Raw genomic sequence first — 23,202 nt, 5'->3', positions numbered from 1 at the left:
TGATCGCATGGCTGCCAAGAAGACTCGACCCTGTCTCTCCTTGCGAACAAGTATAGATACAAGTATACTTGGTTCTATACTTGTTGTTGTAAGGAGGGTGCGATGCCCCAGCTGTCCTTGTATCTCGATGACGAAACAATGGAATCTTTGCGTGATGGTGCAGGTCGCGAGCGTGTTTCGCTGTCTCAATACGCTCGCTGTCTTATTCAAAACCGGGCGGAATCGGCGTGGCCTGCGGGCTTTTGGGAAACATACGGCGCACTTGATGATCCGACGTTCGTCGAGCCGCTTGAGCTGGATGTTTCGTTGGACGATTCCATTTCGTTCGATTCTCCGTTTGAGTAGGCGGTGCGCTGTGTACTTTCTTGATTCTTGCGTTTGCATTGAATTCATGCGCGGACGGATGCCTTACCTGTACAACCTTTTGCGAAGAAGCGATCCGCGCCTGTTCAAAGTGCCTTCTGTTGTGGAGGCGGAGCTTTTGCTCGGAGCAGAGAAAAGCGCTCGCGTGGAAGAGAATCGCTTGCTCGTCGAGCAGTTTCTTCTTCCCTTCGAAATCGTTTCCTTCGATTCCGGAGCTGCGCGGGAATACGCGACCATTCGTGCGCAGCTGGAATCAAAAGGGCAGCTCATCGGCCCGAATGATATGCTTATCGCCGCTACCGCGCGCTCGCGCAACGCTACGCTGGTGACGCGCAATACAAGGGAGTTCAAGCGCGTGCCAGGGCTGAAGCTGGAAGAGTGGGCCGAAGAGTAGGGCGCATGATACTAAGAAGCATCCCTCCTCTTTCTTCTGAATATGAAGTTGTGTAGCTTGAAATTTGGTGTAAATTCTTGTGCCTGAAAGCTTGGTCGTTGCCATTGGCTGTCGTTTTGTTCCGAGCCATAACGCGATATGAAGAGTATCTTTCACGAAGCCTTAACCTTTCGAGTGAAATTCTTGAAACGGCCGCATTCATCTTGAGAGTCGAGAGCGTTCGATAGCCGAAATACCCTCAGTATCGCTTAGCCCGAGAACAACCGGGATCGCTCCGTAAGATAGGAGAAGCACGCCGTGCGCATGGACATCCATCGCTCGTGCGTCGAATTTAGCTGCCCTGGTGGCATTGCGAGCGGAAAGCGTAATCCTTATTTCAACGTGCATGGAAAGGACCGATTCTCGTCGGAGCAAGCCTCTTTGCGAACGACCCAATAATCTGAGCAGGCCGTGAAGCAGTCGATGCTGGCTAAACCCGTTGGCGCCGTCGAGCCTGTTGCATATCCGCTCGGCACCTCGGGATTAAGCCCGGAGATGGACGAGATAGGTTCTCCTCACGAGCTCGTCTTCGGAGAAGCGTTTCTTCTCGTGATTATACTTTGCCATCATCTTGAGAAGCTGAGTCGATTTGAGGAGAAAAGACTCGGCTCCGATATCGTCGTCACGCGCAAGAATTGGCGCTGCAAGGTTGCAGGCGGCTTCATGCTCATCATCTGCCCTAAGTCAATTATCGATTAGCGGCGAAGAGACTTCGGAAAGAGTATTGAGTGCAACAGGTATCTCGGGTTTGAATAATTTCGCCATCGATGCGGCAGGAAACCAGGAAATGACATGCAAATTCTCCGCCGGGCCGTTCGGAACAAAGGAGAGGGACCCTATCGAGCTTTCATACAAAACGAAAGAAACGGGTTGAACGGCGCGAAATAGTCGCGAACAGCTATATCGAGGTTGATGGGCTCTTTGAACGCGATAGCGATGCGGCACTCGGCCTTGACGCCAAAGCTCATCGAAGTGAACGAGCATTTATCCGCACAGTACACAAGAGTGATGCATCCCCCAGTCATCCTGGGACAGCGTCCTTGAATCGGACGGCCTCTCTTTAATAGAAATCGCAAACTTCTTATCGGGCGACAAAGGGTAGAGCTTCGACAATTAACTGTCAGCCCATTGATTAGGATGCGAGAAGGAGCAATAAGGCTCAACTATTCTTCTTGCGGGGTTGAAGGATAATTGGAAGTCATTAGATATCGAGCACGCATGCTTCGTGGGTGCCGAGCGACTTCCTTTTCGGTCGAACACGTTCCGGGCGGGATGTCGGGATTAAGATTGCAAGCGTTCGACGTGGCGACTCCTTGAAAAAAATGCTTGCCCCGCTCGGCGGAATCCCAGTCGAAGTCCCAAAGCGTGACGTCGTATGTCTCATCCTTAATAAGTATCTCCGAATTGCAAGCTAAACGGCCTTGCCGCCCGCTCGCGCGTTGGCAGCGAGGCTCGCGGGCGTTCTGCCACGGAAAGCGAACGACCATAGAAGCGGCAGGACGGCGATCATCGGCATCACGTAGCGCAGATGTCCGTTCAGAGGGCCCGCGAGAATCGTGAGCATGAGCATGACGGGCGGGATGCATACGACGAGCGCCTCCCATCGCCTTGCGTGGAACAAATACGCCACGGTGGCGATGAGCAGCCAGACGTAGACACCTGGCGAGTAGAGGTACCTCATCCCTGGCGCCTCGAGCGTGGCCTGCGCGGCGGCCGAGGCGCGTGCGACGACGTCGGCGGGCATGAGGTAGGACACGTCGTAGGCTGCGGCGATGTCGCCGACGGTCTGCCAGCCTACCAGGAGCACTGGGCGCGTGCCGTCGACGTCGACGACCTCGCCTGGGTAGAAGTAGGCGTAGGTATTGGTGGCGGTGGCTGTCAGGGCGCACGCCGGGTGGCGCAGGGCAAGGCCGAGCCATACGCGGAGATAGCCCCCGAGCGCCTCGGGGTGCTCGTCGGCGTACTCGAAGCTGCCCTCGACCTTCGAGTTGTGCAGCTTGTAGGACTCCTTGACTGGGTCCGCCAAATCGGGGTCGTAGAGCTCGGCGAGCCGGCCATAGGGTAGCACCGCGTCAATCGCGGCGCGCTCCGCTTCGGACACGTCGTTACCGTGTTCGCTCACGATGCGCGCCGTCTGCTGGAAGGGCACGGAGAGCATTTCCTTCTCCTCACTCATGTCCACCCCGCAGGCGGGGTACATGAAGCCCGTGAGCGCGACGTAGATCGCGACGACTGCGGCGAGGGAGCTGCCGGCTTCCACGGGGTTGCGTCTCCTCCTCCCCCCCCCGAAGGGAGCGCAGGGCGCGATCGCGAGGGCGAGGAGCGCTGGCGCTGTGAGGTAGATCCCGTTGTTGCGCGTGAGCGCGACGAGCGAGCCCGACGCCGCAAGCAGGGCCCAGTCCCTCGCCCTGATGGGTGCCGAGCCCTCGGGCGGTGCAGTCACCCGAGCTAGCCGCAGCATGAACCAGGCGAGCACGGCGCAGAAGAGCGTGTCCTTGAGGGCATCCTGCGCGAGGACTCCCCACGCAGGGAACAGGGCGAAGTAGAGCGCGGCGAGGGCGGTCGCCGCCAGCGGCAGCCCTCGGCGGCGCGACTCGGAAAGAACGGCCGAAAGGGCGCAGACGAGCGCTGCCGCCTGGAGGGCCACGATGAGGAATACGCCCCAGTCGTCCGACCCTATGGCGCGCCCCGCGTGCATGAGCAGCCCGTAGAGCAGGTTCATGAGCACGGGGTGGTGGTTCTCGAGCGGCGCGCTGGCGCAGAACTGGTTCAGGCTGCGCGCGCCGTCGTAGGTGAGCGTGCCGGGCGCGAACACGGAGATGTAGACGCCCCAACACGCAGCCAGTAGCGCGAGGGCGAGACCGAACACGTGCCGGTCCGCGAAAACCCGCAGGCGGGCCGCGCGGGTCCGCCCTGCACGGTGCGTCTGCGGCCTGGGCTTGGGCGCGTCCAGGCCATCGAGCCATGAGAACAGGACGCTAAGCAGAAAGGAGGTCGCGACGGCGTATAGCAGGAGCTTCGCGAGCGAAACTGCGACCCGCGACGCGCCGCCGAGCATCTGGGAGAAATCGCCCGTCTCGGCGAGGCTCTGCCCGGTCACCAGAGAAAAAGCGAACAGGAGCCCGACTACCGCGGCGGACGGGAAGAATTTGATTCTGGGATGGTTGCTTTTCATGGGGGACATTCTACCAGCTGCGCTGTGGGGGAAGGCGTCCGCGCGTGAAAAACACTGACGCTTTGCGCGACGGCTTGCAATATGTTTGCTTAAGGTTGACCCTGGACGCCCCAGGGTCAACCTGCTGGAATCTCCCAGCAGGCTCGAAGTTTTAGCAGGCGAAGCCGCTTTATGCGAGTGATGTTGGTCAGCCGTAGCATGTCCGGCTCGGGGGCATGCAAATCGCGCCCGACCAGGTTCTCCGGCGCCTTCGACACCTTGCCGGCGTACGAGCTGAACTCCCTCCTCGAGCATCACGCGGCGGACGCGCTTCTCGCTCGCCACGACGCCGGCCCTCCGCATCCGGGTGTGGAGGGCACGGTAGCTGTGGGCGCCGCGCTCGGGTGCGAACAGCCCCCACAATGACCGGCTGCCTTATGTTCGCATCGCGGTCCTCGCGGCGGGAGAACCCGGCGCGCTGGTACTCATGGAGCTCCATCTCGGCATTTCATTTACGGGGCGGCGATTTCCTCTCCTTGCATGACGGCGCTGCCGATATCGACTCGGCCACCTCCCGAACCGCGTCGGGTGGGGCGCCCGGGCTCGTTATCACCGCCTGCGCCGCCTCGTACTCTGCGACGTACTTGCCGATGGTCTTGCGGTTCGAATACCCAGTCAGGTGCATCTGAATGACCTTCATCTTGTCAGCCAATGTAATCATCTCCCTGAATCACCTCCGGCGGTAAGTATATCTTCGGAGAGGGAGTGGCCCCTTTTTTAAGCCAAAGAGCGGGCCGTTACTAAGCTAACGTATACATACAGGCCAGCGAGTGGGCCGCTATCCGGCGGGTCGTAGATCCCCTTCGTTGGCATGGGACCGCCCTCCCTTCTCGACTTTCCCGCCCCAACATTCTACGCGGTTTCCCGGTGTAGCTGTGCGGGAGGTTGCCCGCGGCCCAGTTCTTCGCCGCCCTCCTCTTCGCGCCCGCGAAGTCGGCGGCGTCCGGCACCCGCATCCCCCTCGTCGATGGCGAGCAGGAGCAGCTCGAAGGACTCCTTGCTGTACATGCGAACTCCAAGCCGGACCCTCCAAGATTCAGCTTTTCGCCCGCACCTACCGATTGTTGACTTCCTTGGCAGTATTCATTTTTTGGTATGCCGTGCTTCGTATTCTGGGAAAACGCCAGATGGAGGCTCTGTGCTTGCAATCGCTTGTGCGCTTTCGTACAATACATTATCGTACAAGAATCTGTACAAGTATGGAGGTCTCGCCATGGAAGCGGTTGCGTACTCGACGTTTCGCAAGGATTTACGGGCATACTTGGATAAGACGCGCGATGACGCGACTCCGCTGCTGGTCACGAGCAAAGATCCAAGCGCGAACGTGGTCGTCATGAATGCGATGGACTACGATAATCTCATTGAAAACCTGGAAGTTCAATCAAATGCGCGGCTGATGAGCAAGATTGAGCGAGGGATGAAGCAGTTTGCCGAAGAACGAGGCGCAAACCACGAGCTCATCGAGGTAGAGGATGCCTAAACTGTGGTCCGACGATGCCTGGGAAGATTATCTTTGGTGGCAAGCCGAGGATAAGCGAACGCTCAAACGCATTAACAAGTTGATAGAAGATGCGCTGCGAAACCCTTATGAGGGGCTGGGGAAGCCTGAAAAACTCAAGGGCAGCTTGTCTGGCTTGTGGTCTAGAAGGATTAATGAGAAAGATCGACTTATCTACGACGTGCAAGGAAATACAATCCGCATCTACTCGGCAAGAAGCCATTATTCGGACAAATAGGCTTAGCTTTCTGGCGTCTTGCTTTCGACGGCGCTCTTGTCCGCGGCCAACTTCGCATTTTGCCTGTGCGCCTTCAGATTTGGGAAAGCGAATCTGAAGGCGCTATCCCGAATCTGGCATTCGGTGGGATGCCCTCTAGCTCCTGTTCAGGCAGCTTTCGCAGTAGGCGCAGGCGGCGGGGGTGGCGGCGAGGCCCCCGAGGGCGCTTTCGCGCAGCTCAAAGGGGAGGCTCTTGCCCACAGCGAACATCGCATCGACCGTCTGGTCGAAGTCGACGAGGTTCCCGATACCCGCAAGGGCGATCTCCGCGCTTACGAGCGCAATGGCGGCACCTGCCGCGTTTCGTTTCTGGCAGGGCACTTCCACCAGTCCCGCCACGGGGTCGCAGACGAGCCCCATCAGGCTGGTGAGTGCGTTCGCGGCAGCGTTCAGGCACTGCGCGGGCGTGCCCCCGGCAAGCTCGCAGGTTGCTGCAGCGGCCATGGCGCATGCGGCGCCCACCTCCGCCTGGCAGCCGCCCTCGGCGCCCGACACGGTGGCGTTTCTCGTAATGAGGTATCCCACGGCGGCCGCGCAGGAAAGCCCGCGAGCCAGGTCTTCATCGGTGAACCCGCGCTCTTCTCCGAGCGCCATGAGCACGCCGGGGACGACGCCTGCGCTGCCCGCGGTGGGCGCGGCGACGATGCGGCCCATCGAAGCGTTCGTTTCGAGCACGGCCATCGCGTAGGTCGCCGCCTTCGCCGTCAAATCGCCACAGACGCTTCTCCCCGACGCATGGAACGTGCGCATCCGCTGCGCCTCGCTGCCCAAAAGGCCGCCCATCGACTCGGCAGGCTCCTCGATCGGGCGCAGCGTTGAGGCGCGCATCACGCCAAGCGCGCGCTTGAGGTACTCCTGCGTTCCGGCGGTGCACCCCTGCGACGCGCACAGGGCTTCTTCTCGCGCGCAGAAAGCTTGCGAGATGGCTGAATCATGGGCGTCGCACCAGTTCAAGAGCTCTTTTCCACTTGTGAAATCGAGCGCTTCGAAGCTTATAAGCGCCTGCCCCTCGTCGATGGGGCAGCCTTTCGCGCCTTCGCCCTCGGAAGCTGTGCTGTCGGCGGGAATCACGCGCACGTCGAAGATGCCGGGGTGTTCGGCGATCGCGCGGCGCACCTTGTCGCTCACCCGCTGGTCGCACTCGAGCACGGTGTAGGCCACCTGGCCGCGCCTTTCGCGGAACATGCGCGTCGTCGCGATGTTCACGCCCTCGTCCGACAGGCACCTTGCAATATGGGCGAGCACGCCCGCCTCGTCTCGCTGTCGCACGACGACGCTCGTGTGCTCGCCGGTGATGTGCACGTCGATGCCGTCGAGGCGCGTGATCACGGCTGCGCCGCCGCCGATGCTCTCGCCGCGCACGCAAACCGTGCAACCCGCCTCGTCGGTCACGGTGACGTCGATCGTGTTGGGGTGCGCGAAATCGTCGGCCTGGGGGTCGGGGGTGAAGGAGAATGCGAGCCCCTTTGCGGAGGCCCAGCGGAAGGAGTCGCGAACGCGCAGGTCGTCAGCGGCAAACCCAAGCATGCCAGCAACGAGCGCCTTGTCGGTGCCGTGCCCCTGGTAGGTGTGCGCGAACGATCCGAGAAGACGAAACACTGCTTTTTGGGGTGCCGAGCCGCACAGGTTTCTCGCCATGAGCGCGATGCGCAGCGCGCCTGCGGTATGCGAGGAGGAGGGTCCGACCATGATCGGGCCGATGATATCGCGAAGTCCAAGCGTTTTCATAGGAATGCGCTCCTGTTTCTTCTCAGTTTGATGCTGTCGCGCACGTTTCGCGGAATGCGCTCACATTGCATGCAGCGTGTGCGAAGCCGCCCGTGGCATACGCGATATGCGCAATGGCGCACGCTGCGTAGATAACGTGTACGACAAGCATCCTCAACTTCCGTTTCGAGACGCGCATCGCCGTGTCGATTCCATCAACACTATATATCAGTTGCGTTGGGGCAAAGGGGGTGGAAGGCGCGAGCTCGCAAGCGCAGAGGCTTCGCGACCTGCAATCCCTTTCACGCCGATGCCTAGCGCGATTGCGTTTCCGAGCTCGCGCGATGCGGGGCGTGCGTTATACTGTTCGGGCATTTTCAACATCCCGCCGAGATCGCTCAGGTTAGCTGCGCATCACAATGTACGCTGCCGCTTTGAGCTGCACGGCGGAGAAACAAGGAGAGAGAACATGTCATCGATCATCGTCGTCGGTCACAAAAACCCTGATAACGACGCCATCAGCGCGGCTGTCGGGTATGCATACCTGAAAAACGAGCTCGCGCGCCGCGCGGGCGAGGAGGCTGTCTTCGAGCCGGTGCGCCTGGGGCCGCTTCCTCCCGAGACCGAGTGGATCATGGGCGAGCGCGGCATCGAGCAGCCCCGCCTTATCGAGTCGGTTCCCGAAGGCGCTAAGGTCATCCTTGTCGATCATAACGAGATGCTCCAGTCCGTGGACGGCTTGAACACCGACGACCTTGTCGAAGTTGTCGACCATCACCGCCTGGGCGGCCTTACCACCGCGCAGCCGATTCGCGTGAACGTGAAGCCCGTCGGCTCCACCGCCGCCATCGTCGCGCGCGAATTCGAGATCGAGGGTGTGGAACTTCCCGAGTCCATCGCCGCACTGCTGCTCGGTGCGATGCTCACCGATACCGTCATCATGAAGTCGCCCACCACGACTGATTTCGACCGCGACATGATTGCGCGTACGGCCAAGACCCTGGGCGTCGATCCGGTCGAATACGGAATGGGCATCTTCAAGTGCCGTTCGAACCCCGCTGAGCTTCCTATCGACAAGCTGGTGAACGCCGACGCGAAGGAATTCGAACTCAAGAATGGCAACAAGGTCTACATCGGCCAGTTCGAGACCGTCGATCTGAAGGCGGTACTCGGCCGCGAAGCCGAGATTCGCGAGGCCATCAAAGCGCTCGTTGCCGAAAAGGGTTACCAGTTCGTGTTGTTCTTCGCGACCGACATCCTCGCCGAGGGTTCGCAGTTCATCTGCGAGGGCGATACGCAGTTCGTCTCCGACGTGTTCGGCGTGAACTTGAACGACGGCGAAAGCGCATGGATGCCCGGCGTGCTCTCCCGCAAGAAGCAGGTTGCGGCTCCCATCCTCGCCGCATAAGAAGACAGGTGCACCTGCTGAGGCGGATGCTTGTTCTTTAAGTGACAAGGCCCCGATGTTTCGCGCAAGTCCGCGCAGGCGTCGGGGCCTTTTGCGTGCGAGGGCGACTATGGCGACGTCGGGGCTGCCCCCGCGGGGCGGTCGTTGCAGGGGCGATATTGCACAGGCATCTTAGCGCAAACCTGCGGGGCGGTCGCGTCAAGTCCCCGCCACACGTTCGGGTGCTATTCCTCCCAGCGTTTCGCCACGTAGTCGAGCAGGAACTCGTAGAATCGCTGTGCTTCGGAATCCGGGGTGCAGCGGCTCGTCTTCGCAACGATGACGTCGCGCGTGAACTCGGTTTCCCGCAGATGGACGAGGCGACACGATGCGGGATCGAGGTCGCCCCAGCTGTGGTCGGGCCAAAATCCCACGCCGAGCTCGAGGCCGATCATCTTTTTCACGACGAGGGGATTGTCGCTTTCAAACGCGATATGCGGCGTGAAGGCGCGCCGCGTGCAGAAGGTGTCGCACACCTCGCGAAAGCGGCGCGAGCCGGCGAGCGCGATGAACCGCTCGCTTGCGAAGTCGGAAAGCGAGGCGGTTTCCCCAAGCGTGCTGCCTGCGGGAACGGCGATGCCGATGCGCTCGGAGAAAGGCGTCTTCTCGGTGGCGTTCTCCACGGTGCTCGAGCCGCGCGGCGTGATGGTCGTCACGATGACATCGCGATGCCGCTCGCGCTCGTCCTGCGTGATCTCGAACGAGACGTGCGGGTTGAGCTCGCTGTAGGCGGCGATGCCGTCAATGGCTACCCCGGATGCCGCATGGACGCCGACGCGGACCACGCCCTGCTCGCCCTGTTGGAAAAGCTGCACGTCGCGCGTCACGTTCTCGAGGGTTTCCATCGCGGGCTCCACGCGGTCGCGAACGTAGGCGCCGGCGGGGGAGAGACGGATGCCGCGTCCCGCACGCTCGAACAGGCTCACGCCGAGCTCCTGCTCGAGCCGGTGGATCGACTGAGAGAGCGCAGGCTGTGCGATGTGGAGCTGCTTGGCCGTGTTGGTCATGTGCTCGCTTTCGGCTACGGCGAGGAAGTATTTCAGCTGAAGCAATTCCATGGATGCTCCAATTCGATAACGGATTGATTATCAGTTTCATCTTAAAGATATATTAGACATTATCAAGAAGACGCCTACTATAAGCAAAGATATAACGATGCTCAATTCGGGAGATGATTTTCCTTGGCGGAAGTGCTTGAAGCTTTCATGCTCATCTGTTTTGGCCTGTCGTGGCCGATGAATGCGTACAAGAACTACAAGGCGCGTACGGCGGCGGGAACGAGCTGGCAGTTCATCCTGCTCATCACGCTCGGCTATGTTGCCGGCATCGCCGCGAAGTTCGTGTCCGGCACGATCAACTGGGTGCTTGCCGTGTACTTCATCAACGTGGTGTGCATCGCGGTGAATTGGGCGGTGTACTTCCGCAATTGCAAGCTCGACGCGGAGCGCGGCATCATCGATGCTGCCGAATCGCTTAAGGAGCGTCGCGCAAGCCGCGATCGCGCGGTGGCGGCTGCGGAAAACGGCTACATCGAAGGGGTTCGTGCAGCAGGCCGCCAATAACGAGGTGCCGAGGCCCTATTCGGAGCGAGCGCACGCGCCCAAACCAACTGCATACTTCCAGCGAGCCGTTGCTTCCATCCCTATCACGGCTCGCGGCTTCACGGGGCGCCTTCCCTCAGGCGCCCTTTTCCGCATAAGGGTCCGAGTTATGCCGGGCTGCTCGAGAAAAGCAAGGAAGGTGTCGCCTCGTCGGAAGTTGCGCTGCAGAATTATGGAGAAGAAAAGGAGACGGCACCCAAGCGAGGAGGCACCGACGCGGCAATTGCCCCGAAAGCGCTCGCGAGACAGCTTCTTCAAGTTGTGTTTTACCAGCTCACAGCAACCTGCTTGCAAGATGCCCCGCCATATGCTCCGCTTACCCTAAGGGATAGACACACCCGGGTGCGTGGCGTTTGACAAGCTGGTATTTGAGCCCTATAGTACCAACTCGCGCCGCATTGCGGCGTGTATTTTCGTGTGCGCACCAGCTGAGCGTACATGAAAATGGGGGAGCGCCTCGCTCGCGGGGCAATCCCAGCAGGCATATGGTTTTTCGCAACCGCATGGTCAGGTTGCGCGAGGCCAGGTAGTAAAGAAGGAGAAGGAACTTGCCTACTATTAATCAGTTGGTCCGCAAGGGCCGCAAGACGGCTGTCGCCAAGTCCAAGACGCCGGCGCTCAAGGGCAACCCGCAGAAGCGTGGCGTGTGCACCCGTGTGTACACCACCACCCCGAAGAAGCCGAACTCGGCTCTTCGTAAGGTTTGCCGTGTCCGCCTCGTCAATGGCATGGAAGTAACGGCTTACATCCCCGGCGAAGGTCACAACCTCCAGGAGCACTCCATGGTGCTCATCCGCGGCGGTCGTGTTAAGGACCTCCCTGGTGTCCGTTACAAGGTCATCCGCGCTGCTCTCGACTGCGCTGCAGTTGACAAGCGCAAGCAGGCTCGCAGCCGCTACGGTGCTAAGCGCCCGAAATAAGTAAACCGCTAAGTCGCGCGGGCCAGAAGAGAAAGGCCTAATGGGAGGTAAGGAAAGCCCCCTCGAAGCGCGCAGGAAAGAAGGAGTTACCCAATGCCGCGTCGTGCAGCAGCAGTCCGTCGTGAAACTCAGCCGGACGCAAAGTTCAACAATCGTCTCGTCACCCAGCTGATCAACAAGATCATGCTCGATGGCAAGAAGTCCATCGCCGAGGGCATCGTCTACGGTGCGTTCGACATCGTCGAGGAGAAGTCCGGCCAGGATCCCCTGTCCGTCTTCAAGAAGGCTATGGACAACGTTCGCCCCACGCTCGAGGTCAAGCCGAAGCGTGTCGGCGGCGCAACCTACCAGGTGCCGATGGAGGTCAACTCCCGTCGCGCCACCACGCTCGCCATCCGCTGGATCGTCGACTTCTCGCGCAAGCGCAAGGAGCACACCATGAAGCAGCGTCTCGCCGCTGAGATCATGGACGCAGCCGAGAACACCGGCGCTTCCGTCAAGAAGCGTGAGGACCTCTACAAGATGGCCGAGTCCAACCGTGCGTTCTCGCACTACCGCTTCTAGGTCGTGAGGGAACATGGCTAAGACTAACGACCTGAAGCTCACCCGTAACTTCGGCATCATGGCTCACATCGATGCCGGCAAGACCACCACCACTGAGCGAATCCTTTACTACACTGGCAAGACCCACAAGATCGGCGAGGTGCATGATGGCGCCGCGACGATGGACTGGATGGTGCAGGAGCAGGAGCGCGGCGTGACCATCACCGCTGCTGCTACCACCTGCTTCTGGAAGAAGGATGGCGAAACCTATCGCTTCCAGATCATCGACACCCCGGGCCACGTGGACTTCACCGCCGAGGTTGAGCGCTCCCTGCGCGTTCTCGACGGTACCGTCGCCGTGTTCGACGCCGTTGCCGGCGTTCAGCCCCAGTCCGAGACCGTTTGGCGTCAGGCCGAGCGCTACGGCGTTCCCCGCATCGCCTTCATCAACAAGTACGACCGCGTCGGCGCCGACTTCCTCCATGCGATTCAGACCATGAAAGATCGCCTGGGTGCGAAGGCTGTCGCTGCTCAGCTCCCGATGGGCGCCGAGGACAACTTCTGGGGCGTCATCGACCTCGTCACCATGACCGCATGGGACTTCAAGGCCGACGACAAGGGCATGACCTACCCTGAGCCGATGGACGAGATCCCCGCTGAGTTCAAGGACGACGCCGAGCTGTACCATCAGGAGCTCCTCGAGGCTGCCGCCGACTGCGACGATGACCTCATGGAGAAGGTCCTCATGGAAGAGGAAGTCTCTGTCGAAGAGCTGAAGGCTGCCCTGCGCAAGGGCGTCATCGCCTGCCAGATCAACCCCGTGTTCGTGGGCTCTGCCTACAAGAACAAGGGCGTGCAGGAACTCCTCGACGCCGTTGTCGACTATCTCCCGGCTCCGATCGACGTTCCCGCCATCAAGGGCACCAACCCCGAGACCGGCGAGGAAGACGAGCGCCCGAGCGATCCGAAGGCCCCGTTCGCGGCCCTCGCGTTCAAGATCATGACCGACCCGTTCGTCGGCAAGCTGACCTACCTGCGCGTGTACTCCGGCCATCTGGACGCTGGTTCCTACGTGTCCAACGCCACCAAGGATAAGAAAGAGCGCATCGGCCGCCTGCTTCAGATGCACTCCAACCAGCGCGTCGACATCGACGCCTGCTCCGCTGGCGATATCGTCGCCGTCGTTGGCCTGAAGAACACGACCACGGGCGACACGCTGTGCGAGGAAGACGCGCCGATCATCCTCGAGTCCATGGAATTCGCCGACCCCGTCATCGACGTTGCTGTCGAGCCGAAGACCAAGGCCGACCAGACCAAGATGGAGATCGCCCTGCAGAAGCTGGCCGAGGAGGACCCGACGTTCCGCGTGTCCACCAACCATGAGACCGGCCAGACCATCATCGCCGGCATGGGCGAGCTTCACCTCGAGATCATCGTCGACCGTCTGCTGCGCGAGTTCAAGGTCGAGGCGAACGTTGGTAAGCCGCAGGTTGCCTACCGCGAGCGTCCGGGCCACGAAGTGCTCAACGCCGAGGGCAAGTTCGTCCGCCAGTCCGGTGGTCGCGGCCAGTACGGCCATGCGGTCATCAACATGTACCCGCAGGAAGCTGGCAAGGGCTACGAGTTCGAGAACAAGATTGTCGGCGGCGTCGTGCCGAAGGAATACATTCCTTCCATCGACAAGGGCATCCAGGAAGCTCTCAACACGGGCGTTCTGGCTGGTTATCCCGTCGAGGACGTTCGCGTCGAGCTCATCGACGGTTCTTACCACGACGTCGACTCTTCCGAAGCTGCATTTAAGGTCGCAGGCTCCATGGCGATCAAGGACGCGCTGCGCAAGTCCGACCCGGTCATCCTCGAGCCCGTCATGTCCGTCGAGGTTGAAACCCCCGAGGAGTACATGGGCTTCGTCATGGGCGACATCCCGAGCCGCCGTGGCATGATCTGCGGCCAGGAATCGCGCGGCAACGCCGTCGTCATCTCCGCGAAAGTTCCGCTGGGCGAGATGTTCGGCTATGCAACCGACCTGCGCTCCGGCACTCAGGGCCGTGCGACGTACACGATGCAGTTCGCGTCCTACGAGCCGGTTCCGAAGAGCGTGTCCGAAGAGATTATCAGCAAGGCTGGCGGCAACGCGTAAGGCGCGGCTGCGACAAGCTTAATGGAGGTAAGATAAGTGGCTAATCAGAAGATTCGCATCCGCTTGAAGGGGTACGATCATGAGATCGTGGATCAGTCCACCAAGCTCATCGTCGATACCGCTCAGAAGACGGGTGCCAAGGTGTCCGGTCCTATTCCGCTGCCGACGGAGCGCAACATGTATTGCGTCGTCAAGGGCCCGCACGTCGACAAGGATTCCCGCGAGCAGTTCGAGATGCGCACCCACAAGCGCCTCATCGACATCCTGGAGCCGACCCCGAACACGGTCGATTCCCTGATGCGTCTCGATCTCCCGGCCGGCGTCGACATCGAGATCAAGCTGTAAGGGGGCTCTTTTAAATGATTAATGCAATCTTTGGCAAGAAGATCGGCATGACGCAGATCTTCGCTGAGAACGAAACCGTCGTTCCCGTTACCGTTATCCAGGCTGAGCCGAACAAGGTCTGCCAGGTGAAGACGAAGGCTACGGACGGTTACGAAGCTGTTCAGTTGGGCTTCGGCGCAATCAAGCCGAAGAAGGTCAACAAGCCGATGGCGGGCCATTTCGAGAAGCTCGGCACCGAGCCTGTTCGTTACCTGCGCGAGGTTCGCGTCGAGGACGCGAGCGAGTACAAGACGGGCGACCTGCAGACCGTCGCGGCATTTGCCGACGTGAAGAAGGTCGACGTCACCGGTACTTCCAAGGGCAAGGGCTTCGCTGGCGTCATCAAGCGCTACGGCTTTGCCGGCGGCCCTGGCGGACACGGTGCGCACTTCCATCGCGCTCCCGGTTCGGTTGGCCAGTGCGCAACCCCGTCCCGCGTCTTCAAGGGCGTTCGCATGCCGGGTCACATGGGCTGTGACACGGTGACCGTCCGCAACCTCGAGGTCGTTCGCATCGATGAGGAGCAGAACCTCATCCTCGTCAAGGGTGGTATCCCGGGCGGCAAGAACGGCATCGTGCGCGTGCGCATGGCGTAGTTAGTAACGAAGATTAGGAGCTGCATTACATATGGCAACGATTGATATCAAGGACGCGAAGGGTGAGAAGACCGGCACTGCCGAGCTCAATCCTTCCGTGTTCGGCATCGAGCCGAACGTCCCGGTCATGCACCTTGCGGTCCGCGCGCAGCGCGCTTCGTGGCGCCAGGGCACGCATGACACCAAGACTCGCGGCGAGGTTCGCGGCGGCGGCAAGAAGCCGTGGCGCCAGAAGGGCACCGGCCGTGCTCGTCAGGGCACCATCCGCGCACCTCAATGGGCTGGTGGCGGTACCGTGTTCGGTCCGCATCCTCGCTCCTACGAGATGAAGGTGAACAAGAAGGAAATCAAGCTCGCGATGCGTTCTGCGCTTTCCGCGAAGCTCGCCGACAACCAGCTCATGGTCGTCGCTGATTGGAACTTCGAGAAGCCCTGCACCAAGGACGCCGTTGCTGCCCTGAAGGCGCTCGGCATCGAGGGACGCGCGACGCTCGTGATCGGCAACGAGGACATCAACACCTACAAGTCCTTCCGCAACATCCCGACCGTCACCATCGTCCCGGTGTGCATGATCAACACCTACGACTTCTTGGATAACAAGACGCTCGTGCTGACTGAGTCCACCCTGGCCCGCATCGAGGAGGTGCTTGCATAAATGAAGGATCCTCGCGAGGTTATCATCCGCCCCGTCATCACGGAGCACAGCTACGACATGATGGAGAAGAACACCTACACCTTCGAGGTCGCCAAGACCTCCAACAAGGTTGAGATCCGTCAGGCAGTTGAGGCCATCTTCAACGTGACGGTGACCAAGGTGAACACCCTGAACGTGAAGTCCAAGCCGAAGCGCATGCGCGGTGCGGCTGGCCGTACCCGTACGTGGAAGAAGGCCATGGTCACGCTCAAGGAAGGCGATTCCATCGAGCTGTTCAACGCCTAGAGTCCTATCTCTGAGCGTTTGACGCCTGCTAGTAAGCCCCAGGTTATTTGACCTGGGGCTTTTTCTTTCTTGACGCCCGCTATCCTTTGCTCTTGGTCAACCTCGAGCGCGTTTAACGGTGAGGTTTCGCTATAATGGGACAAACGACGATATTTCGAGGAGTCCGCATGGCGTTTATCGAGTTCCGCGAGGTTCGCAAAATCTATCAGATGGGCGAGGTTGAGGTCGCCGCTGTCGACGGTATGTCGTTTACCGTCGAAAAAGGCGAGTTCGTCGTCGTGGTCGGGCCTTCGGGCTCGGGTAAGACCACGCTTTTGAACATGCTCGGCGGCATGGATTCCTGCACGTCGGGCACGATTATGCTCGACGGTCGCGAGGTGAGCTCGTTTAACGAGAAGGAGCTCACGTATTACCGCCGTTACGACATCGGCTTCGTGTTCCAATTCTACAACCTTGTGCAGAACCTGACGGCGCTCGAGAACGTTGAGCTCGCAAGCCAGATTTGCACCGACCCTCTCGATGCCGCTGAAGTCCTTGCCGAAGTTGGCCTCTCTCATCGCATCGACAACTTCCCCTCGCAGCTCTCGGGCGGCGAACAGCAGCGCGTCGCTATTGCCCGTGCGCTCGCAAAGAACCCGAAGGTGCTTCTGGCCGACGAGCCCACGGGTGCCCTCGATTACAAGACGGGCAAGGCTATCTTGAAGCTTTTGCAGGATACGTGCGCGAACACGGGCAAGACTGTCGTGCTTATCACGCACAATTCTGCGTTCACCGATATCGCCGACCGCGTGATCCATATCCGCGAGGGCAAGGTTGCCGCCGTGGAGCAAAACGCCCATCCCGCCTCCGCTGAAACGATTGAGTGGTAGCCGATGGCAGGGGCATTCCGCAAAGAGGTAATGCGGTCGATCACCCATTCGCTTGGGCGCTTCCTCGCTATTGCCATCATCGCGGCGCTTGGGTGCGGCTTTTATGCGGGCTTGCGCCTCACCGGCCCCGACATGCGTCTTGCGGGCGACACGCACTACGACGCGACAAACCTGTGCGATTTGCGCGTTGTTTCCACGCTCGGGTTCACCGACGATCAGATCGACGAGATCTCCCAGGTTGAAGGCGTAAGCGGTGTCATGCCGGCCTACGAGTCGGACGTCATCGCGCAGATCGACGGCGTGCAGTACACGACGCGCATCCATTCCCTCGATGTCGATGCGGCGCGTGCAAGCGAATGCGACGACGGGCTGACCGTTGAATCTGAGGACCCGAACTATATTAACCGACCCATCCTGGTCGAAGGCTCCTGGCCCGAATCGAACGAGGAGTGCCTGCTTTCCGCTGACACGGTGTGGTCAACTGAGGTGAGCGTCGGAGACAAGGTTCTGCTTTCGGAAGGGACCTTGGATCTGGACGACACTTTCGCGGTGCACGAGTTCACCGTTTCGGGGTTCGTTCGCTCTTCGTATTACACCTGCTCGACAACTGTAGGATCGACCTCGCTCGGGTCGGGTCAGCTCGCGACTTTCGCTTATGTTCCCGAGAGTGCTTTTGCGGAGGACTTTCCCTACACCGAGGCCTTTGTCACCGTCAGTGGCGCTCGGGAAAAGCGCTGGGCAACAGATGACTACCAATCCCTCGTCGACGAAACGGCGGGCCGCATCAATGGCATCTCTGATGACCTTCTTGCCTCGCGCCTCGATGGCATTCGCGCTGATGCGCAGGCGGAACTTGATGACAGTCGTGCCGAATTCGAGGCCGAGCGCGCCGATGCACTTCAAAAGCTCGATGATGCGCAGGCGGAACTTGACGACGCGATGGCGAAGCTTGACGAGGCGGCCACGAAGCTTGCGAGCTCTCAGGCAACCATCGAGTCGAGCGCTCGCGAGCTTGCGAGCGGCCAGGCGCAAATCGATAGCGGGCGGGCTGAACTCGAGGCCCAGCGTGCTGCCGCCGAAGAGCAGTTCGCGGCTGCCGAGGCCCAGCTCGATGCCGCGCAGGCGAGCTACGACGCCGCCATGGCCCAGCGTGCCCAGCTCGCTGAGCAGCTCGCGCAGGCTCAGGCTGCGGGCGCGCATGACGTAGCGGCGCAGCTTGAGGCGGCTATCGCGCAGATCGATGCGCAGACTGCGGGCGTTCCCGAGCAAATCGCCCAGGGTCGCGCCCAGCTCGAGGTTCAGCGTGCACAGGCGCAAGCGAGCATGGACGCCGCCGAAGGCGAGCTTGCAAGCTCGCAGGCGACGATCGACAGCGGTCGCTCCCAGTTGGAATCGGGGCGTCGGCAGCTCGAGTCGGGCAAGGCCGAATACGCCGATGGCCTTGCACAATACGAAGACGGTGCAAGCGAGCTGTCCACTCAGCGCGCGGACGCTGAGGAACAGTTCGCCGACGCGGAGGCGAAGCTCGCTGATGCCCAGGCCGACGTGGATGCGATCGTGGATACCGAGGGCGAGGTGTACGTGCTCGACCTCACGAAGAACATCGGCGCCGAGAGCTTCAAGTCGGATGCGGGCCGCATCGATCAGATCGCGCAAGTCTTCCCGTTTTTATTCTTCCTGGTAGCTGCCTTGGTCTCGCTTACCACCATGACGCGTATGGTGGAGGAGGAGCGCGTGCTCATCGGCACGTATAAGGCGCTCGGCTACAGCAAGGCCCGCATCACCTCGAAATATCTCATCTACGCCATCGTGGCGAGCGGCGTGGGCGCGATCATCGGCATCGTTGCGCTCTCGAAGTTTTTGCCCTGGTTCATCATGGGCGCCTACGCGATCATCTATGCCGTTCCGTGTCGCCCCTGCCCAGTTGACCCGGCCATGACGGCGGCCGCTGCGGGACTCGGTGTGGGCATCACCGTGATTGCGACCTGGTTCGCCGCCGCTTCGACGCTGCGCGAACGCCCTGCATTCCTCATGCTTCCGCGCGCCCCGAAGGCGGGCAAGCGTATCCTGCTCGAGCGCATCCGCCCCGTGTGGCGCCGCCTTTCGTTCTCCTGGAAGGTGACGTCGCGCAACCTCTTCCGCTACAAGCGACGCTTCATCATGGCAATCGTGGGCATCGCCGGCTGCACGGCTCTTCTGCTCACGGGTCTCGGGCTGCAAAACGCTATCAACGACATCATCGACAAGCAATTCGGCGAGCTGTACCACTATAACACCATCGTTCGCATGGACTCCGATTGCACGGACGACGAGAAAGACCAGGTGGAACAGCGAGTTGAAGAAGACGCCTCAGGGGAATACGCCTGGCTTGCCACCGCAAACAAGCAGGCGCAGTCGACCTCTGGCGACGAGGGCGCCGACGTGAGCCAGCATCGCATCGACATCGTTGTGCCCGAGCATCCCGATGACTTCTCCCGCTTCGTCACGATGCGCACGCGCGAGAAGCACGAGCCCCTTGCGCTTTCCGACGACGGCGTGCTCGTGAGCGAAAAGCTTGCGACGGAGCTTTCCCTCGAGGTTGGCAGCACGTTTTCCGTCTTCGACGAGGACGCCGTGGGCGACGTGACAGGCGAGGGGCGCGAGGTCACCGTGGCAGGCATCATGGAGAACTACGTCGGGCACTACGTATATTTCACCCCCGCGCTCTATGAGCGGGTGATGGGCGAGGAGCCCGTTTTCTCGACGCTTTACGCGAACGAGGTGGAAGACGAGGGTGCGCGTGAGGTGCTCTCCGACGACCTACTTGCAACGGGCGGCGTGAAGACGGTCACCTACAATGACGAGACAATCGATAGTTACCGAACCATGCTCAAAAGCGTCGACAGCGTGGTCGTGGTCCTCGTGATCGCGGCGGCCCTGCTCGCCTTCGTCGTGCTCTACAACCTGACGAACATCAACATCACCGAACGCGTGCGCGAGATCGCCACCTTAAAGGTGCTCGGCTTCACCCCGCGCGAGGTCGATGCCTATATCTATCGCGAAACGCTTCTGCTCGCCGTGATCGGTGCGCTTGTGGGGCTTCTGCTCGGCATCGTGATGGAGGGCTTCGTCGTCGTGACGGCCGAGGTGGACCAAGTCATGTTCGGCCGCGATATCCACGCCCTGAGCTTCATCATCGCGTTTGCGCTCACCATGGTGTTCTCGGTGATCGTGACGCTTGCCATGCGCCCGAAGCTGCGCCGAATCGATATGGTCGAAAGCCTGAAATCGAACGAGTAGGTACCTATTTGCACGACGAAATGCCGAAGCTGATGGGGCATTACGCTCCTTTCATACGTCCTGCAGGATGCATATCGCGCAAGTTGCGCTACAATTTCTACAAACGAGTTGGAGTTATTACTCATTTGAAAGGGGAACATATTCAATGAAGGTTACTCAGCGAAAGCTCGATGACGGAAAGCTGCGCCTCGAGTGCGTCGCCACATCTGTCGAAGTGAACGATGCGCTTCAGAGCGCCTATATCCAGTTTGCCCAGCAGATGGGTCTGCGCCCGGAAAAGGACAAGACGGTTGCACAGGTTGCCGAAGAGCAGATGGGCATCAAGAACCTCGATGCCATCGTGCAGGATCAAGCGGTTGAGGCCCTTGTTCCCTACGCGATCGACAAGAAGAATCTCACGCCCGCCTATCCGCCGAAGGCCGAGCACGACCGCTCGATTGCCCGCGATCGCGAGTTCGCCTTCACCGTTGTCGTGCTTCCGAAGCCCAACTACGAGCTCTCGTCCTACGAGCCCGTTTCCATCACGGTGCAGCCTTTCGCGGTGAGTGAGGAAGAGGTTCAGCGCCATATGGACGAGACGGCTGAACATTACGCCGAATACGTTGCCGACGACCCGCATCCGGTTGCGAAGGGCGACAGCGTGAAGGTGAAGCTCGAGTGCTCCGAGGACGGCAAGCCCATGCCGGGCCTGACCACTGAGGGCCGCACCTACACCACGGGCGCCGGCTACATGCCCGACGGCTTCGATGAGAACATCATCGGCATGAACGTCGGCGAGACGAAGGAATTCACCTTCGAAGGCCCGAGCCTTGACGACAGCGGCAACGAGTGCACCCAGAAGGTCGATTGCCGTGCCACCGTGCTCGAGATCCAGAAGAAGGTCATCCCCGCGATCACCGACGAGTGGGTGACGAAGTACATGCCGATGTACAAGTCGGCCGACGATTTCCGCAACAGCATTCGCGAGAGCCTTGAGAAGCAGGGCCGCGAGCAGTACGACGACTACAACCGCCAGCTCGCCGCGAGCGAGCTCGCCCGCCGCTTCCAGGGCAGCATCGCCGACGAGGTCTACGAGGCCATGCGCGAGCAGTTGATGAACAACGTGCGCCAGACCGCCCAGCAGCAGGGCAAGACCCTCGAAGCCTTCATCGAGGAGCAGGGTGGCCAGCAGCAGTTCGGCATGATGATGATGATGCAGATCCGCGAGCTGCTCGTGCAGGGCTTCGCTCTCGACGCGCTGTTCCGCCACGAGCACCTCGTGCTGAACGATGACGACATCAACGCTGCCTGCCGTGCTATGAACCCGCAGGTGAACCCCAAGATGCTGCGTCAGCGCCTCGAGCAGACCGGCCGCAGCTTCATGCTGCGCGAGGCTGCCGAGCGCCTGAAGGCGAACAACTGGCTGCTCGAGCATGCGAACATCAGAATCGCAGGGGAAGACGCCGGGGCAGAAGCCGACGACGCCGCCGAGGCAGACGCCGCGGAATAGCTGCCTCTCCGAACATGATGGGTCAAGGCCTTGCTTGAAGCTTGAAGGGCCATTTCCCGCACACAGCAAGCGCTCCGTTGGACGTAAGGTTCAGCGGAGCGCTTTTCTTTGGCTCCGTTGTCCCAATCGTGCGGGCGTACCTTGGGTCGACTTCGCGCGCCCCGTATACTTGATGTGATGCGGTGAACGCCGCGTGGATTTTCCGACCTTGAGGAGGAGCCATGAGACGACGTCTATTTGGAATCATGCTTGCCTGCTTGCTCGCGATTGGGCTTGTTCCTGCTGCCGCATTCGCGCTGGGGCAGGGAGGCGAGTCTGCGCCGAGCGATTCGGCGGGCGCTATCGAGACGCAATCGTTTGCAACCGAACATTATCCCAACTACGGTTTCAGCGACGTTGATCCAGGCGAATGGTTTGCGACCGACAATATCTTGGGATACGCGCTTCAACATGGGCTTATGCGCGGCTACGATGAATCCGGCATGTTCGGGCCCTACGATCCGGTGACGCGCGGGCAGGTGGTCACGGTGCTGTGGCGCATCGCGGGCTCGCCCGAGGAGTACGGCTACAGCTTCACCGACGTTCCGCCCGATGAGTTCTTCACGGTGCCGCTGAGCTGGGCGAGCAAGACGGGAATCGTTCAGGGCTACGGTGACGGCACGTTCCGCCCGTACCAAAGCGTCACGCGCGAAGAGCTCTGCAAGATGCTCGCGAATTTCGCCAGGATCCATGCGGGCATTTCCACGACGACTCACGGCTACCTGTTTGCGCAGATGCCCGACAATTACGAAGTGAGCGAATGGGCGCGAAACGAGGTCGCATGGTGCCTGAACAACCAGATCATCACCGGTGTGGAGATGTATTGGGGCGGTTCGGTTGTGCGTCTCATCAAGCCGCAGGACACTGCCGATCGCTCGATGTTCGCGAAGATGGTCTCCGTGCTTGATCGCGACGTGCTCAACGAGATGGCGGTTCCGCGCTTCGGGCAGGGTGCCTATATCGCTGGCGTGAATATTCCCACCGGCTGGTTTGCCCTTGATAGCGCTGACGGTTACTATCCCGGCTACATCGAGGTGTACCACGCGGGCGCGGACGTGGACGACGCACCGCTTTACGCCGCGTATTTCGGCTATCGCGGGTATATGAAGCTTGAGCCGGGTATGAAGGTTGGTATCACTGGTGCCGTTGCCGTGCCTTATCACCGCAGCTCGCCGGCGAGTGAGATCAGTGGTTGGGGCATGTACGATGTCGGCTACGATCTTGCCTCAGGAACGTATGACATCATCCCGATGGCCGATGCGACCTCGGGTCCGGCGAAATACGGAGTGGCGACCCTTCCGAGCGAGCTTCTCGCGCCCGAGAGCACGGCCGTGAAAACGTTCACTCAGAAGGTAACGGTTACCCTGAATTACGGGCAGTTGATTTATCTGGAGAACGCTCTGCTGGTCGCCAAACCTTAGGCGATGTGGCGAATGAGGGCGGGGCATGTCGTATAATACGGG

The 23,202-nt window shown here is 60.5% G+C and carries 25 protein-coding genes; 19 read left to right on the top strand and 6 right to left on the bottom strand.

The window, feature by feature from the left end; translation table 11 throughout:
* Positions 1-102: 102 nt before the first annotated feature.
* The 3 genes from Q0G85_RS01695 to Q0G85_RS01685 all read left to right on the top strand — a co-directional run bounded on the left by Q0G85_RS01695 (position 103) and on the right by Q0G85_RS01685 (position 1,495).
* Positions 103-345 carry an antitoxin gene (locus tag Q0G85_RS01695; protein ID WP_297154135.1) on the top strand — a complete coding sequence of 81 codons (243 nt, stop codon included), beginning with the start codon at positions 103-105 and terminating at the stop codon, positions 343-345.
* The gene (locus Q0G85_RS01690; RefSeq protein WP_297154134.1) at positions 299-757 is read left to right on the top strand and encodes a type II toxin-antitoxin system VapC family toxin; all 459 of its coding nucleotides are present in this window, start codon (positions 299-301) and stop codon (positions 755-757) included. The genes Q0G85_RS01695 and Q0G85_RS01690 overlap by 47 nt, the downstream gene beginning before the upstream one ends.
* 450 nt (positions 758-1,207) lie before the next feature.
* Complete coding sequence (locus Q0G85_RS01685; RefSeq protein WP_297154133.1) at positions 1,208-1,495, top strand: hypothetical protein; 288 nt, start codon at positions 1,208-1,210, stop codon at positions 1,493-1,495.
* A 137-nt stretch (positions 1,496-1,632) separates the two neighbouring features.
* Here the strand turns inward: Q0G85_RS01685 and Q0G85_RS01680 are convergent, their stop codons facing one another.
* Both Q0G85_RS01680 and Q0G85_RS01675 read right to left on the bottom strand, forming a co-directional pair.
* A complete protein-coding gene (locus tag Q0G85_RS01680) occupies positions 1,633-1,821 on the bottom strand; it encodes a hypothetical protein (protein WP_297154132.1) in 189 nt (62 codons plus the stop codon).
* A 386-nt stretch (positions 1,822-2,207) separates the two neighbouring features.
* Positions 2,208-3,665 (bottom strand): DUF6020 family protein, encoded by a 1,458-nt coding sequence (locus tag Q0G85_RS01675; RefSeq protein ID WP_297154131.1) that lies wholly within the window; start codon positions 3,663-3,665, stop codon positions 2,208-2,210.
* A gap of 483 nt (positions 3,666-4,148) precedes the next feature.
* On the opposite strand from Q0G85_RS01675, the gene Q0G85_RS01670 reads away from it, so the two are divergent.
* Positions 4,149-4,376: a hypothetical protein gene (locus Q0G85_RS01670; protein WP_297154129.1), complete on the top strand. Its 228-nt coding sequence runs from the start codon at positions 4,149-4,151 to the stop codon at positions 4,374-4,376.
* Positions 4,377-4,458: 82 nt separating this feature from the next.
* On the opposite strand, the gene Q0G85_RS01665 is transcribed toward Q0G85_RS01670, so the two are convergent.
* Positions 4,459-4,671, bottom strand: coding sequence for a hypothetical protein (locus tag Q0G85_RS01665; RefSeq protein ID WP_297154127.1), 213 nt, complete (start codon positions 4,669-4,671; stop codon positions 4,459-4,461).
* Positions 4,672-4,862: 191 nt separating this feature from the next.
* Positions 4,863-5,018, bottom strand: a complete 156-nt coding sequence (locus Q0G85_RS01660; protein WP_297154125.1) for a hypothetical protein — start codon at positions 5,016-5,018, stop codon at positions 4,863-4,865.
* Positions 5,019-5,148: 130 nt separating this feature from the next.
* On the opposite strand from Q0G85_RS01660, the gene Q0G85_RS01655 reads away from it, so the two are divergent.
* The gene (locus Q0G85_RS01655; RefSeq protein ID WP_297154123.1) at positions 5,149-5,490 is read left to right on the top strand and encodes a type II toxin-antitoxin system Phd/YefM family antitoxin; all 342 of its coding nucleotides are present in this window, start codon (positions 5,149-5,151) and stop codon (positions 5,488-5,490) included.
* Positions 5,483-5,746 (top strand): Txe/YoeB family addiction module toxin, encoded by a 264-nt coding sequence (locus Q0G85_RS01650; RefSeq protein ID WP_276995494.1) that lies wholly within the window; start codon positions 5,483-5,485, stop codon positions 5,744-5,746. The genes Q0G85_RS01655 and Q0G85_RS01650 overlap by 8 nt, the downstream gene beginning before the upstream one ends.
* A gap of 135 nt (positions 5,747-5,881) precedes the next feature.
* Here the strand turns inward: Q0G85_RS01650 and sdaAA are convergent, their stop codons facing one another.
* Positions 5,882-7,513: an L-serine ammonia-lyase, iron-sulfur-dependent, subunit alpha gene (gene sdaAA / locus Q0G85_RS01645; protein ID WP_297154120.1), complete on the bottom strand. Its 1,632-nt coding sequence runs from the start codon at positions 7,511-7,513 to the stop codon at positions 5,882-5,884.
* A gap of 448 nt (positions 7,514-7,961) precedes the next feature.
* On the opposite strand from sdaAA, the gene Q0G85_RS01640 reads away from it, so the two are divergent.
* Entirely contained in the window at positions 7,962-8,900 is a 939-nt protein-coding gene (locus tag Q0G85_RS01640; RefSeq protein WP_297154118.1) for a manganese-dependent inorganic pyrophosphatase, read from the top strand.
* Positions 8,901-9,124: 224 nt separating this feature from the next.
* Here Q0G85_RS01640 and Q0G85_RS01635 read toward each other — a convergent pair whose 3' ends face one another.
* Positions 9,125-9,997 carry a LysR family transcriptional regulator gene (locus Q0G85_RS01635; RefSeq protein WP_297154116.1) on the bottom strand — a complete coding sequence of 291 codons (873 nt, stop codon included), beginning with the start codon at positions 9,995-9,997 and terminating at the stop codon, positions 9,125-9,127.
* Positions 9,998-10,144: 147 nt separating this feature from the next.
* Between Q0G85_RS01635 and Q0G85_RS01630 the strand changes: the two genes are divergently transcribed.
* From Q0G85_RS01630 to Q0G85_RS01575, 12 genes are all read left to right on the top strand, one after another.
* Positions 10,145-10,501 carry a hypothetical protein gene (locus Q0G85_RS01630; RefSeq protein ID WP_297154114.1) on the top strand — a complete coding sequence of 119 codons (357 nt, stop codon included), beginning with the start codon at positions 10,145-10,147 and terminating at the stop codon, positions 10,499-10,501.
* Between the two features lie 587 nt (positions 10,502-11,088).
* Positions 11,089-11,460 (top strand): 30S ribosomal protein S12, encoded by a 372-nt coding sequence (rpsL, locus tag Q0G85_RS01625; RefSeq protein ID WP_158049769.1) that lies wholly within the window; start codon positions 11,089-11,091, stop codon positions 11,458-11,460.
* A 93-nt stretch (positions 11,461-11,553) separates the two neighbouring features.
* Positions 11,554-12,024: a 30S ribosomal protein S7 gene (gene rpsG / locus Q0G85_RS01620; protein WP_158049768.1), complete on the top strand. Its 471-nt coding sequence runs from the start codon at positions 11,554-11,556 to the stop codon at positions 12,022-12,024.
* A gap of 13 nt (positions 12,025-12,037) precedes the next feature.
* Positions 12,038-14,143: an elongation factor G gene (gene fusA, locus Q0G85_RS01615; RefSeq protein ID WP_297154111.1), complete on the top strand. Its 2,106-nt coding sequence runs from the start codon at positions 12,038-12,040 to the stop codon at positions 14,141-14,143.
* A gap of 36 nt (positions 14,144-14,179) precedes the next feature.
* Complete coding sequence (gene rpsJ / locus Q0G85_RS01610; RefSeq protein WP_158049766.1) at positions 14,180-14,488, top strand: 30S ribosomal protein S10; 309 nt, start codon at positions 14,180-14,182, stop codon at positions 14,486-14,488.
* 14 nt (positions 14,489-14,502) lie between these two features.
* Positions 14,503-15,123, top strand: coding sequence for a 50S ribosomal protein L3 (rplC, locus tag Q0G85_RS01605; RefSeq protein WP_158049765.1), 621 nt, complete (start codon positions 14,503-14,505; stop codon positions 15,121-15,123).
* Between the two features lie 31 nt (positions 15,124-15,154).
* Positions 15,155-15,778, top strand: a complete 624-nt coding sequence (rplD, locus tag Q0G85_RS01600; protein ID WP_158049764.1) for a 50S ribosomal protein L4 — start codon at positions 15,155-15,157, stop codon at positions 15,776-15,778.
* The gene (rplW, locus tag Q0G85_RS01595; protein WP_158049763.1) at positions 15,779-16,063 is read left to right on the top strand and encodes a 50S ribosomal protein L23; all 285 of its coding nucleotides are present in this window, start codon (positions 15,779-15,781) and stop codon (positions 16,061-16,063) included.
* Between the two features lie 167 nt (positions 16,064-16,230).
* The gene (locus Q0G85_RS01590) at positions 16,231-16,932 is read left to right on the top strand and encodes an ABC transporter ATP-binding protein (RefSeq protein ID WP_297154108.1); all 702 of its coding nucleotides are present in this window, start codon (positions 16,231-16,233) and stop codon (positions 16,930-16,932) included.
* Between the two features lie 30 nt (positions 16,933-16,962).
* Positions 16,963-20,211 (top strand): FtsX-like permease family protein, encoded by a 3,249-nt coding sequence (locus Q0G85_RS01585; RefSeq protein ID WP_297154106.1) that lies wholly within the window; start codon positions 16,963-16,965, stop codon positions 20,209-20,211.
* Positions 20,212-20,356: 145 nt separating this feature from the next.
* The gene (locus Q0G85_RS01580; RefSeq protein ID WP_297154104.1) at positions 20,357-21,700 is read left to right on the top strand and encodes a trigger factor; all 1,344 of its coding nucleotides are present in this window, start codon (positions 20,357-20,359) and stop codon (positions 21,698-21,700) included.
* Positions 21,701-21,921: 221 nt separating this feature from the next.
* Complete coding sequence (locus Q0G85_RS01575) at positions 21,922-23,160, top strand: S-layer homology domain-containing protein (RefSeq protein WP_297154102.1); 1,239 nt, start codon at positions 21,922-21,924, stop codon at positions 23,158-23,160.
* The last annotated feature ends 42 nt before the right edge of the window (positions 23,161-23,202 follow it).

The organism is uncultured Ellagibacter sp. (assembly GCF_934617235.1).
Lineage (GTDB): Bacteria > Actinomycetota > Coriobacteriia > Coriobacteriales > Eggerthellaceae > Ellagibacter.
The sequence above is the reverse complement of the archived record's forward strand: the minus strand, read 5'-3'. Positions and strand labels throughout refer to the sequence as shown.